Source organism: Devosia sp. (assembly GCF_035944845.1).
In the GTDB taxonomy this organism is placed as follows: Bacteria; Pseudomonadota; Alphaproteobacteria; order Rhizobiales; family Devosiaceae; genus Devosia_A.
This window is the reverse complement of the sequence record NZ_DASZAW010000141.1, coordinates 22,096-33,704: the sequence shown is the minus strand read 5'-3', so window position 1 is coordinate 33,704 and position 11,609 is coordinate 22,096. Positions and strand designations below refer to the sequence as shown.

Annotated in this window: 12 protein-coding genes; 4 read left to right on the top strand and 8 right to left on the bottom strand. The window is 65.7% G+C overall.

What is annotated here, in order from left to right:
- Positions 1–149 precede the first annotated feature (149 nt).
- Positions 150–1,175 carry an NAD(P)H-quinone oxidoreductase gene (locus tag VGV07_RS27060; RefSeq protein ID WP_326871843.1) on the bottom strand — a complete coding sequence of 342 codons (1,026 nt, stop codon included), beginning with the start codon at positions 1,173–1,175 and terminating at the stop codon, positions 150–152.
- Positions 1,176–1,346: 171 nt separating this feature from the next.
- Here VGV07_RS27060 and VGV07_RS27055 point away from each other — a divergent pair, with 171 nt between their 5' ends.
- The 3 genes from VGV07_RS27055 (at position 1,347) to VGV07_RS27045 (ending at position 2,859) form a co-directional block, all read left to right on the top strand.
- A complete protein-coding gene (locus VGV07_RS27055) occupies positions 1,347–1,532 on the top strand; it encodes a DUF1192 domain-containing protein (RefSeq protein WP_326871842.1) in 186 nt (61 codons plus the stop codon).
- A 347-nt stretch (positions 1,533–1,879) separates the two neighbouring features.
- Entirely contained in the window at positions 1,880–2,404 is a 525-nt protein-coding gene (locus tag VGV07_RS27050) for a DUF1465 family protein (protein ID WP_414650003.1), read from the top strand.
- Between the two features lie 41 nt (positions 2,405–2,445).
- Complete coding sequence (locus VGV07_RS27045; protein WP_326871841.1) at positions 2,446–2,859, top strand: GFA family protein; 414 nt, start codon at positions 2,446–2,448, stop codon at positions 2,857–2,859.
- Positions 2,860–3,158: 299 nt separating this feature from the next.
- Here the strand turns inward: VGV07_RS27045 and rpmE are convergent, their stop codons facing one another.
- Positions 3,159–3,380 carry a 50S ribosomal protein L31 gene (gene rpmE, locus VGV07_RS27040; RefSeq protein ID WP_055046196.1) on the bottom strand — a complete coding sequence of 74 codons (222 nt, stop codon included), beginning with the start codon at positions 3,378–3,380 and terminating at the stop codon, positions 3,159–3,161.
- 169 nt (positions 3,381–3,549) lie between these two features.
- Here rpmE and VGV07_RS27035 point away from each other — a divergent pair, with 169 nt between their 5' ends.
- Positions 3,550–5,394, top strand: coding sequence for an ABC transporter transmembrane domain-containing protein (locus tag VGV07_RS27035; protein ID WP_326871840.1), 1,845 nt, complete (start codon positions 3,550–3,552; stop codon positions 5,392–5,394).
- A 78-nt stretch (positions 5,395–5,472) separates the two neighbouring features.
- Here the strand turns inward: VGV07_RS27035 and VGV07_RS27030 are convergent, their stop codons facing one another.
- The 6 genes from VGV07_RS27030 to VGV07_RS27005 all read right to left on the bottom strand — a co-directional run bounded on the left by VGV07_RS27030 (position 5,473) and on the right by VGV07_RS27005 (position 11,541).
- On the bottom strand, positions 5,473–6,498 hold the full coding sequence (locus VGV07_RS27030) for a peptidoglycan -binding protein (protein ID WP_326871839.1): 1,026 nt from the start codon (positions 6,496–6,498) through the stop codon (positions 5,473–5,475).
- Positions 6,498–7,493, bottom strand: a complete 996-nt coding sequence (locus VGV07_RS27025; protein WP_326871838.1) for a flagellar motor protein MotA — start codon at positions 7,491–7,493, stop codon at positions 6,498–6,500. The genes VGV07_RS27030 and VGV07_RS27025 overlap by 1 nt, the downstream gene beginning before the upstream one ends.
- A gap of 284 nt (positions 7,494–7,777) precedes the next feature.
- On the bottom strand, positions 7,778–8,569 hold the full coding sequence (locus VGV07_RS27020; protein WP_326871837.1) for an inositol monophosphatase family protein: 792 nt from the start codon (positions 8,567–8,569) through the stop codon (positions 7,778–7,780).
- A 113-nt stretch (positions 8,570–8,682) separates the two neighbouring features.
- Complete coding sequence (locus VGV07_RS27015) at positions 8,683–9,798, bottom strand: tetratricopeptide repeat protein (RefSeq protein ID WP_326871836.1); 1,116 nt, start codon at positions 9,796–9,798, stop codon at positions 8,683–8,685.
- Positions 9,795–10,349 (bottom strand): thiamine phosphate synthase, encoded by a 555-nt coding sequence (locus VGV07_RS27010; RefSeq protein WP_326871835.1) that lies wholly within the window; start codon positions 10,347–10,349, stop codon positions 9,795–9,797. Before VGV07_RS27010 ends, VGV07_RS27015 begins: the two co-directional genes overlap by 4 nt.
- A gap of 166 nt (positions 10,350–10,515) precedes the next feature.
- On the bottom strand, positions 10,516–11,541 hold the full coding sequence (locus tag VGV07_RS27005) for a class I fructose-bisphosphate aldolase (RefSeq protein WP_326871834.1): 1,026 nt from the start codon (positions 11,539–11,541) through the stop codon (positions 10,516–10,518).
- Positions 11,542–11,609 lie beyond the last annotated feature (68 nt).

The following is an 11,609-nucleotide window of genomic DNA, read 5'->3' as shown; positions in this document are numbered from 1 at the left end:
TTGTCGACCAGCCAGACGGCGGTTGCCTTGGGCATCAGTAGGGGCGTGGCCATGATAAATCTCTCCTTGAGGCGCGGCCGGGTTCTTCCGGTCCGCCCCGCCTCGTGGTTCATCCTGAGGGGGAATAATGCGCCTATATACTCGCGGGTTCAGGCCGATTCAATCGGATTGTCGCGATTGTTCAAGCTCTCGCCCCAGGCCGTGGTGAGGATCAGCTTGCCGTAATTGCCGGGTTTCTCCAGCTCGACATGGCCGCGCGCCGCCGCGGCGAGCGGCAGGGCGCGGATCCGCGGTCGAACGATGCGGCCATCGGCCAGCGCCGGCCAGGCCGATTTCAACAAGCTTCGTGCGATCGCCGCCTTCACCTCGCGGCTCTGTGGCCTGAGCGTCGAGCCCGACAGCGTCAGCTGCTTCATCAGGATCAGGCTGGCATTGATCTCGGCTTTCGGTCCGGCCAGCGTCGAGACGATGACGATGTGGCCGAAGCGCGCGGAGGCGCGGATATTGCGGTCGAGCGTCTCGCCGCCGACGATATCGACGATGCGGTCGGCGCCCTTGCCATTGGTGATGGAGAGGGTGCGGGCGACGAAATCCTCACGCGTGCGCTCGATCGTTTCGGCTGCCCCGAGTGAACGGGCATAGGCCGCTTTGTCAGGGCCCGAGACAATGGCGATGGGGGTGGCGCCGTGGAGCCGGGCGATCTGGATGGCAGCCCCGCCAATGCCGCCGGCGGCGCCGTGGATCAGGACCTGCATCCCGGGCGCCAACCCGGCCCGCATCACCAGCGTCTGTTCGATGGTGAAGAAGGTCTCGGGCAGGGCAGCGCCCGTCAGCATAGACCAGCCGGCGGGCACCGGCAGAACCTGTCCCGCGGGTACGACGACATACTCGGCATAGCCGCCACCGTGGGTCAGCGCCACCACTTCGTCGCCGACCGACCAGTTGCGTACGCCCTTGCCGATGGCGGCGATCTCGCCGCCGACCTCGAGGCCGGGCAGCGGTGAAGCATCGGGTGGCGGATTATAGGTGCCACGCCGCTGGCCGAGATCGGGCGCATTGAGACCGGCAGCGGCGACACGGATCAGCACGTCGCCGGGGCCCGGTCGCGGCACCGGCAGGCGCACCGGCTGCAGCACTTCGGGGCCACCGAACTCGGCGATGGAAATGGCGGTCATTTCAGCGGGGATCGACATGTCCGATAGCTAGAACCAGCATGCCGGCGCTGGCAATCGGCCAATCGTTCGGGGACGACACCGCTGACGCCGAAGTCGGCTCCCCTCGCGGTCAGGGTTGCGTGCTTGGGCAGGAGGTCTAAAACTCGGCAAAACCCAAACCGGGAGACGATCATGTTCGATGACGACGCAGTCAAAAAGCCCAGAGGGCACGAAGTCGGCATGCCGATCGACACCATGTCGGTCGAGGAGCTGCAGGAGCGGATCGGCATGCTGAAAGCCGAGATCGTCCGGTTGGAGCAGGCGATCGGGGCCCGCAACAAGACCCGCTCGGAGGCGGAATCCCTGTTCAAGTTGTGAAAGCGGGCAGGGCCCTTGGCGGCCTCACGCCGGTGACGGAATGGCAAGGTTAAGAAAGCGAGTCTCGTTAACCTCGAATTAACACATTGCCGTTAACTTAAACCGTATCCAGTTCTCTGGATTTGCAGAGTGGTTTCTCCCTCTGTTTGACGCCTCCCTGTTAACTTTCGAGAGCCGTTTCGACGGCTCTTTTCTTTTGTGCCGTCGCCTGGGCAGCATTTGCCGTTTCGATGAAACGACCCGTGCAAGCGCTCCATTGTTAAGCCAACGGCAAGACAGGTGGGCGCACAACGGAGTATCCGGCATCTGGCGCCGGCAGCACATTTCCGTGACCGGGCAGCAGCAGCGTGGACGACAGCAGGCAGAAGCATAGGCCGGTGGCCATCGGGCCGCGCATCGTCGCATCGGGCGGGTTCGATCTGCTCTATCGCGAAGGCATGGTGCTGATCGAGGAGGTCGCCTCCTATCTCGACGGCGACGGCCGCACCGAAAGCCGCGGGCTGCCGCGCGAGGCCTCTTTTCTCTATGCCTCCGAGAGCATGCGGCTCACCACCAGGCTGATGCAGCTCGCCTCGTGGCTGCTGCTGCAGCGGGCAGTGAACGAAGGCGAACTCACGGCCGAGAATGCCCGCACCGAAAAAGAGAAGGTCCGCTTCTCCGCCACCCCTACCGATCGTGGCGGACCGGGCTATGGCGAGTTGCCGGATCGGCTCAGGGATTACATCGCCAAGGGCGACCGGCTGTTCGATCGGGTGCAGCAGTTCGACAAGCTCGAACGTGGCGGGGTGCCGGAATATGCCCCGAGCGCCGAAGGCGGCATTGCCGACCAACTGGCGCGGCTCAAGGCCGCCTTTGGCCGGTTGAAGGAATAGGCGAGAACGCCTTACCTTGGGCTTCGGTATAAGGAGCCGCCATGACCCAGAGATTGACAGGTGGGTGCCTTTGCGGCGCCGTACGCTACACCTACGAAGGCGAGGTCGGCGCTGCCGGCTATTGTCACTGCGCGGATTGCCGGCGCGTCTCGGGCAGCGCCTTCGGCGTCAGCGTGCGGGTTGCGGCAGAGGGCTTTGCCATTACCAGCGGCGCGCCGAAGAGCTTCGTCAAACCGGGAGACAGCGGTCGGCCGGTAGCGCGGTTCTTCTGTGGCGATTGCGGCGCGCCGCTCTACACCCTGCCACCGTTGCACCCCGAGGTGGTGTTCATCAAGGCAGGCAGCCTCGACGATCCCAGTGTGGTGAAGCCGAACCGCCAGGCCTGGACGCGCTCGCGGGTCGAGTGGGCCGAGATCGATTCGTCGATCACCTCGTACGAGACCAGCCGGGTGTGAGGCAAATAGGTGCGGATCGTACCGGTCCGTTGTGCCCTTACGGCGTCATCTGCGCGAAGGCGCCACGCTCGATGGACCCACCCCCCGGATGTCATCCCTGCGAAAGCAGGGACCCATCTATCGGGATGCGCGGGCTGCGAGTTGGGTCCCTGCTTTCGCAGGGATGACATCGAGTTTAAGGCACTGCCTGGGTGCGGGCCGCGCGCCGATGGGTGTCCGCCCAAGCCGTGACATTGCGCCAAGCAACAAAAAAGCCCGGCGCAGTGGCCGGGCTTTTGTAGTCGTCGGTACCGTCAGGCTTAGAAGCCGAGGCCCTTGAACTTGTCCTTGAAGCGGGTGACGCGGCCGCCGCGGTCCATCAGGTTGCCCTGCACGCCAGTCCAGGCCGGGTGGGTGGTCGGGTCGATGTCGAGCTGCAGCGTGTCGCCTTCCTTGCCGTAGGTCGAACGGGTCTGGTAGGTCGTGCCGTTGGTCATCGCCACGGTGATCATGTGGTAGTCGGGATGGATGTCGTTCTTCATGGCGCTGCCTCAAATCAAACGGGCGCCACGGCGCCCGGACGAAACGATTGATACGGATTGGCGCGGTACATAGAGAAAATCCCGGCGCTCTGCAAGCGAAAGCCGCGCGTTGTCGCAGGGCGGCAATTCGGTTGCGGTGGGCGCGCTGCCTGCCTATATCGGGGGCACTTTGAAAAGCACCACGCGCAGCACTACCGGGGCGGCCCCGACCAGCAAGCTCGGTAGCAAGGGCGAAGCCCTGAAAACCGGGCAGCGGGACATCAAGCCGATCCGCCGGCTGATGCCATTCGTGCTGCGCTATCCGTGGCGGCTGACTTTTACTATCGGTTTCCTGCTGATCTCGACGCTATCGTCGCTGGTGATCCCGACGCTGGCCGGCAAGATTATCGACAAGGGCTTCGTCGAACAGAATCTTGCGATGGTCGGCCAGTACGGCATGATCGCCATCGGCGTGGCGCTGGTGATGGCGCTGGCGAGTGCGGGGCGGTTCTACTTCATCTCGGTGCTGGGTGAGCGCGTGCTCACCGATCTGCGCCGCAAGGTTTTCGATCACCTGCTGACGCTCGACTCGGCGTTCTTCGACCTGCACCGGGTGGGTGAGCTCACCTCGCGGCTCAACGGCGACGTGGCGACGATCCGCGGCGCCATCGGCACCAGCCTCTCAATCATGCTGCGCGGGGCGGTGACGCTGATCGGCGCGGTGACGCTGATGTTCCTCACCAGCCCGTACCTGGCGCTGACCATCGTCATCGTGGGGCCGGCGATCCTCATTCCGGTGATGCTGTACGCCCGCCGGCTGCGGCGGATGTCGCGACGCACCCAGGATGCACTCGCCGACATGTCGGCGATGGCCACCGAAGCGCTCGGGGCCAGCAAGACCATCAAGAGCTTCGTGCAGGAGCCCGTGCAGTCGCGGCTTTATGGCTCGCACGCCGAGGCATCGTTCGAGGCCGAGGTCAGCCGGGTGGGAGCACGAGCGGCCCTGCTCGGCGGCCTGCTGTTTCTCTCCACCGCGGCGCTCGTGGTGCTGGTCTGGTGGGGCGCCAATGCGGTATTCACCGGCGTCGTCACCGTGGGCGAACTGGCGCAGTTCATGATTTACGCGCTGATGGCGAGCAACGCGCTGACCAATCTCTCAGAGATCATGGGCCTGCTGCACACCGTCTCCGGCGCCACCGAGCGGCTGGTCGAAATTCTCGACACCGAGCCGGCGATCAAGCCGCCGCTGCACCCCGAGGCGCTGCCGGTGCCGCCGCTCGGCACCGTCGCCTTCGAGCAGGTCAACTTCGTTTACGAGACGCGCGACAGCGAAGCGGTGATCTCGGATATGAGCTTTGCCATTGCGCATGGCGAGACGGTCGCGCTGGTCGGCGCATCGGGTGCCGGCAAGTCGACGCTGTTCGCTTTGGTGCAGCGCTTCTATGACGTCACCGCCGGACGGATCCTCGTCGATGGCATCGACGTGCGCGACGTCGAGCCCGAGCAACTGCGCCGCCGCTTCGCCTATGTCGAGCAGGAGCCGACGATCTTTGCCGGCACTATTGCCGACAATATCCGCTTCGGGCGACCGGAGGCGACATTCGCCGAGATCGAGGCGGCCGCCAGGGCGGCGCTGGTGCACGACTATGTCAGCGAACTCAGCAACGGCTACGACTCGATCGTGGGCGAGCGCGGGGTGATGTTGTCGGGTGGGCAGAAGCAGCGGCTGGCAATCGCCCGGGCACTGCTCAAGGATGCGCCGATCCTGCTGCTCGACGAAGCCACCTCGGCGCTCGATGCCGAGAGCGAGCGTCTGGTGCAACTGGCGCTGGAACGGCTGATGACCGGCCGCACCACGCTGGTGATCGCCCACCGGCTTGCCACCATCCGTGATGCCGACCGGATCCTGGTGCTCGAAAAGGGACGCCTGATCGACCAGGGCACACACGACCAGCTGGTCAAGAAGGGCGGCAAGTATGCCGAACTGGCAAGATTGCAGTTCCGCGCCGAATTGCAGCGCGAAGTGGCGGAATAGGGCGTCGGCCCAGCTTGCGGAAGCGTCCGCTTGCCTCGGGCCAGTACGATTGGCGGGCCAGCCGAAGCTCGCAGTACTCTACTCGGTCAGCTTGAACTCGATGCGGCGGTTGCGGCGATAGGCTTCGTCGCTGTCGCCGGGGTCGATCGGCGAGAACTCGCCGAAGCCGGCCGGGACCAGCCGGTTGGCCGGGACGCCCTGGGTGACCAGGTACTTGGCCACCGAAATGGCGCGCGCCGCCGAGAGCTCCCAGTTCGAGGGGAATTCCGGCGTGTTGATCGGTCGCTTGTCGGTGTGCCCGTCGATACGCAGCACCCAGTTCACGTCGGGGGGAATCTGCGCCTGCAGTTCCTTGATCGCAGCGCCGAGCTTGGCCAGTTCGGTCTGGCCCTCGGGCGAGATCGCCGCTTCGCCAGCATCGAACAGCACTTCGGACTGAAAGACGAAGCGGTCGCCGACGACACGCACATCGGCGCGGCCTTCCAGCACCTGGCGCAGCTTGCCGAAGAAATCCGAGCGGTAGCGGCTCAAATCCTGCACGCGTTGGGCCAGCGCCAGGTTCAGCCGCCGGCCGAGATCGGCGATCTGCGTGCGGTTCTCGGTGTCGGTGGCTTCGGACGCCTGCAGCGCCTGCTCGAGCGCTGCGAGCTGGGTGCGGAGCGCGGCGAGCTGCTGGTTGAGCAGGGCCACCTGGGCCGCCGCCTCGCGCGACAGATCCTGCTGGGACGAGAGATCTGCTTCGAGCTGGGCGATGGTGGCGTCCTTGCTGTCGCCGCCGGCGCCGAGGCCGGCAAGTTGCGCTGCCATCTGGTCGCGCTCGGTGGTGGCTGAGGTCAGCGTGGCCGAGAGCGTCGCGATGGTGGATTCGAGATCGCTCGAGTTTACCTTTTCGAGTTGCAGCAATTCGGTCAGCTCGGCGATCTGGGCGTTGAGGCGGCTCATCGCCGTGTCCTTGCCGCTGATCTCCTGGCCGAGGAAGAACTGGCTCAGCATGAACAGCGAGAGCAGGAAGATGATGACGAGCAAGAGGCTCGACAGGGCATCGACGAAGCCCGGCCAGTAGTTGGTGACCTGGGAGCGGCGGGAGCGGGTGGAACTCGCCATCAGTTCGGCCGCCGGTCGGATTCACCCTCGCGCAGCATGGCTTCCATCAGTTCGCGCAGCTTCTTGTTGGTCTCGCCCTGCTGGATGATGTGGCCGCGCAGATCCTCCTGCTCGGCCTTGATGTGCTTGACCAGCCCGTCGATGCCGCGGGCCAGCTCGGCCATGGCGCGGATGGCGTTCTGCGACGAGCCCGAGTTTTGCAGGGTGGAGCCGAACTGCGCCAGCATCGCCGACATTTCATCCCCCGAGACCCCCAGACCGGTGGCCTGCATCTGGGTGACGGGGTGATCGAGCTCGGTCATCGAGGTCATCCAGTCCTCGAGATCGGTATAGAAGGCGTTCTGCGCCTGGCTTGCCTGCAGGTCGAGGAAGCCGAGGATCAGCGAGCCGGACAGGCCGAGCAGCGAGGCGGAGAAGGCCGTGCCCATGCCGCCGAGAGGCGCGGCGAGGCCTTCCTTGAGGTTGGAGAACAGCGTCGCCGTGTCGCCGGCCGTGGCATCGAGCGCCTGGATGGTCGAGGCGACATGAGTCACGGTTTCGAGCAGGCCGTAAAAGGTGCCGAGCAGGCCGAGAAACACCAGCAGGCCCGTGAGGTAACGCGAGGTGTCCTTGGCCTCATCGAGGCGGTTGCCGACGGAATCGAGGATCGAGCGCATCGAAGACGGAGTGATCACCGCTTCGCCGAGCCGGTCGCGCAACAGGTTGGCCACTGGAGCGAGCAGTCGCGGCTGGGTGGCCGGCATGCGGCCCTCCTGCAGCGCGTTCACCCAGTTGATCTCGGGGAACAGGCGGATGACCTGCCGGAAACTCAAGATGATGCCGATGAAAAGCGTCAGCAGAATCAGCGAGTTGATGAAGGGATTAGCCCAGAAGAAGATCAGCAGCTGGTTGGCGAGGATGGCAGCGACCAGCGCCACCAGCACCAGGAAGATGACGATCTTGACCAGATAGACCGCGGGGCTCGCCAGGCGATACGGGTCGTAAGTTTGCGACATGTCGCGGCCCCATGCTCGATGAAATCGGCCTGACAATAGTGCGCTTCGGCGAATCCGCGCAACGGTCGGCGGCCCGCCATGCGGGTTAACCCCATGAAATCCCGACAATGCGACTTGAGGGTGACGGGGGCGACCTGTCGTCCACCAGCGTCATTCCCGCGAAGGCGGGAACCTGGTGCGATGCTGCAGCGCCCGTCCAGGTTGAGAAATCCCACTGGGTCCCCGCCTTTGCGGGGATGACGCCGGTGGGTGGACCGACGGATGCGCTTCGCTACCGCTGTGGCCTAGTTGACCGCCTTGACGATCTTCAGCAGTTGGCCCTGGATCGTCTCGTTGCCGGCAATCACCTGGCCGTTCCAGATTGCGCCGGCAGTGCCGGCATAGTCGGACACCACACCACCGGCTTCGCGCACCATCAGGAAACCCGGCGCCACGTCCCAGGGGGCAAGGCCGGCTTCCCAGTAGCCATCGAAACGACCGGCGGCGAGCCAGGCGAGATCGGTCGAGGCCGAGCCGGTGCGGCGGATGCCGGAGACGGCCGGCACGACCTGGGCCAGTTGCTTCAGCTGCAGCAGATCGAGCGCGCGGCCGCGCGAGTTGATGCCGGTGACGACCACCGCGTCGGCGAGGTGCCTGCGGTTGGCGACGCGCAGGCGCTTGCGGTCGTTCAGCCAGGCGCCGCCGCCCTTTTCGGCGGTGTAGAGTTCTTCCATCGCCGGGTTGTAAATGACGGAGGCAACGATCTCGTTGTTGCGCTCGAGCGCGATGGCGCAGGCGAACAGCGGGATGCCGTGGAGGAAATTGGTGGTGCCGTCGAGCGGGTCGACGATCCAGCGGTGCTGGCCGTCGCTGCCCTTCACCTCGGTGCCTTCCTCGCCGAGGAAGGAGTAGGTCGGGCGGGCCTTCTGCAGCTCGTTGAAAACGATCTCTTCGGCCCGCTTGTCGGCATTGGAAACGAAATCGGCCGGGCCCTTCACCGACACCTGCAGGTTCTCGACCTCGCCGAAATCCTTGGCAAGCGAGCGGCCGGCTTTGGTAGCGGCCTGGACCATGACGTTGAGAAGCGCCGAGCGCATGGGGAAAACTCCGCGCGAGAAACCGGAAACCTGGGAAGGGCCGCTATGTGCCCGAGAACGCCTGCAAGTGCAAGGTTGCTGTGGCTTCGTCGGCACAACATGCCGAGCGGGGGTCAGTTCGCCGGCTGCGCCGATGACTCTGTGGCCGGCGTCGGGGCGGTGTTTGCCGCGACCTTGGTCGGCGGCGACGACGGCCAGAAGCGGGCGCGCTCCTCGGCCCGGGTCAACTGGTCGGGCTTGATCCCGGCAAGCATCTTGTCGAGCTGCGGATCCTTCAGCCCCTGCCGCCGCGCCAGGGCGCGGTACATGGCGGCATCCTCCAGATTGGCGGCGACGCCAGCGCCGGCAGCCAGCAGCTTGGCGTAGCGGTTCTGCGCCACCGGGTTGCCGCCATCGGCGGCGCGCGCATACCAGCTGGCAGCGGCCGCCCGGTCCACAGGCACGCCTTTGCCCAGATAGAGCATGGTGGCGTATTCGACCTGCGCCGCGGCCAGCCCGTCTTCGGCAGCGAGCCGGAACTGCTCGGCGGCGGCCTTGGGGTCGGGGGCGATGCCGGCGCCTTCCGCCAGCATGCCGGCATAGTCGTAGCGGGCTTCAGTTATGCCGGAATTGGCGGCTTCGCCGATGAGCGCTGCGGCCTTGGTGAGGCTCGGCTCGGCATAGATGCCTTCGACATGCAACAGGCCCAGATTGTACTTGGCTGCCATGTTGCCGGCGTCGGCGGCGGTCTTGAACAGTTCGGCAGCGCGCTTGCGATCCTTCGCGACGCCCCTGCCGTCCTGATACAACATGCCGAGTTCGAAGGTGGCGAGCGCATCGCCATGCGCGCTGGCCATGCCATACCAACTGGCGGCGGCGGCGAAATCCTCGGGCACGCCAAGGCCCTTGGCGTAGATCTCGGCAATCAGCGTCTGCGCGTGCGCGTCGCCCTTTTCGGCGCGGGGCAGCGCCAGGTCGAGCGCGGTGAGGAAGAAGCCGCGCTGGTAGGCCCCATAGGCCGGATCGACTCGCTCGCCGAAGATGGAGTCGCTGATGGTGAGGGCGTCGGGAGCCGGCTGGTTCAGGAACTCTTCAGGCACCGGCCCGATCGGCAGGTCTTCCATCCCCAGGTTGTCGGGGAACTGCATGTCCTTGGGACGCAGGTCCTCGAAATCGGTGCGGCCGGCCTGCGCCAGCGCCGGCAGCGCCAGGCCGGCAAGCAGCAGCGCAAGCCCAAGGCGGCGCATCATTTTGCCGGCTCCGGCAGGGTCAGCGGCAGGCCGATGAATTCGCAGTCGCCGGCATCGTAGTTGGCGGGGCCGGCCTCAGGGTCTGACAGCACGCTCGGGATCTCCATGGTCTCGGCCCACCATTGCGCCATTTCGCGCTCGGGGGCGGATATGGAACCGGAAAGCGGCCCAAATAGGATGTAGTCGACGCCCGCCTCGCCTTTCAGCATGGCGTCATCGCGCGAATGGATGTCGCCGGCGCCGACGATCAGCTTGGGCTTCAATGCCGCAACGGCTTCCTTCACCGCCTTGATGCCACCGGGGACGTGGAGGCCGTCCGCGCCAAGCAGGCGCACCAGGCCGGGTTCACCCTCGACCAGCACGGCGGCGCCATTTGCCTGTGCCAGCGGCACGATGCGTTTGGCGAGCTCCTTGTAGGCGTTCTCGCTGAGGCTGCCACGCGGCAGCAGCAGGGCGGCGACATCGTCGCGCTCCAGCGTGACGGTCAGCGCGGCAACGAGCTGGTCGGGCGGCGTATCGGTGGGAGCGATGAGGAAGATTTCGGCTGACATGGCGGTGTTATAGCGGCCCCACCGCCGATGTGGAGCCCGATTCTGGCTTGAGCTGGGCAAGGGGTTACCGAGCCGAAAAGAAAAGGGGCGCGTAGGGACGCGCCGGACCCTGCAAAAGAAAGGGGCGCGTCAGGACGCGCCCCAGTCGTCGGGAAGCTCGTAGAGGTCAGGCTGCGAGGTCGAGTTCGGGCTTATACTGACCGAGGGACGCCAGCGCGTTCATCCTGGCGCGATGGGTGAAGGCCTGCTGAGCGGCTTTGACGTTCTGGTCCTCGCCGTTCCAGGTCACCAGCGCCGAAGTCTGCAGGGCGCGGCCATAGGAGAAGGTGAGGGCCCAGGGCAGGCCGCCGAGCTGGTTCATCGCCGAGAGGTGCGCGGTCGCTTCCTCGTCGGACTGACCGCCCGACAGGAAGGCGATACCCGGCACGGCGGCCGGCACGAAGCGGCGGAGGGTTTCCACGGTGCGCTGCGCCACTTCTTCGGTGCTGGCGCGGTCGCGTGAGCGGAGCCCAGGGGTCACCATGTTCGGCTTCAGCAGCATGCCGCTCAGATCGACGCCGGCGAGCCGCAGTTCCTTGAACACCGCCTCGAGCGTTTCGCCGGTTACATCTTCGCAGCGCTGGATCGAGTGATCGCCCGGTTCGCCATCGGCCAGCACTTCTGGCTCGACCACCGGAACGATGCCAGCTTCCTGGCAGTACATGGCGTAGCGGGCCAGCGCGTGGGCGTTGGCGCGGATGCCGTTGCGGGAGGGGGCGTAGGAGGTGATGGCGATGACGCCGCGCCACTTGGCAAAGCCGGCGCCGAGTTTGGCATAATGCGCCAGTCGCTGGCGCAACCCATCGAGGCCCTCGGTGATCTTTTCGTCCTTGCTGCCCGGCATGGGAAGCGCGCCGCGATCCACCTTGATGCCGGGGATCACGTCGGTGGCAGCGAACAGGTCACGGAACGGCGTGCCATCCTTGGCCTTCTGCTCCAGCGTCTCCTCGGTGAGGATGACGCCCGAGATGTAGTCGGTCATCGCGTCAGTCGCGCGGAACAGCATTTCGCGATAGTCGCGGCGGGTTTCCAGCGTCACCGGCAGGCCGATCAGCGCGAAGCGCTTGGCGATGGTGCCTTCGGATTCATCGGCGGCGAGGATGCCCTTGCCGCTGGCGACGAGCTTCTTGGCGATTGCATTGAGCGAGGCCATGGGGCGGGGGTCTCCGTTTTTGCAATGAACAGAGAATGCCCCACGACCGGCGCCGCGGTCGATTGGAC

Excerpts from the sequence above, each read along its gene's own strand:
- VGV07_RS27060 (WP_326871843.1), bottom strand. The coding sequence starts at position 1,175 with ATGACCGCCATTTCCATCGCCGAGTTCGGTGGCCCCGAAGTGCTGCAG.
- VGV07_RS27055 (WP_326871842.1), top strand. The coding sequence starts at position 1,347 with ATGTTCGATGACGACGCAGTCAAAAAGCCCAGAGGGCACGAAGTCGGC.
- VGV07_RS27045 (WP_326871841.1), top strand. The coding sequence starts at position 2,446 with ATGACCCAGAGATTGACAGGTGGGTGCCTTTGCGGCGCCGTACGCTAC.
- rpmE (WP_055046196.1), bottom strand. The coding sequence starts at position 3,380 with ATGAAGAACGACATCCATCCCGACTACCACATGATCACCGTGGCGATG.
- VGV07_RS27030 (WP_326871839.1), bottom strand. The coding sequence starts at position 6,498 with ATGGCGAGTTCCACCCGCTCCCGCCGCTCCCAGGTCACCAACTACTGG.
- VGV07_RS27025 (WP_326871838.1), bottom strand. The coding sequence starts at position 7,493 with ATGTCGCAAACTTACGACCCGTATCGCCTGGCGAGCCCCGCGGTCTAT.
- VGV07_RS27020 (WP_326871837.1), bottom strand. The coding sequence starts at position 8,569 with ATGCGCTCGGCGCTTCTCAACGTCATGGTCCAGGCCGCTACCAAAGCC.
- VGV07_RS27015 (WP_326871836.1), bottom strand. The coding sequence starts at position 9,798 with ATGATGCGCCGCCTTGGGCTTGCGCTGCTGCTTGCCGGCCTGGCGCTG.
- VGV07_RS27010 (WP_326871835.1), bottom strand. The coding sequence starts at position 10,349 with ATGTCAGCCGAAATCTTCCTCATCGCTCCCACCGATACGCCGCCCGAC.
- VGV07_RS27005 (WP_326871834.1), bottom strand. The coding sequence starts at position 11,541 with ATGGCCTCGCTCAATGCAATCGCCAAGAAGCTCGTCGCCAGCGGCAAG.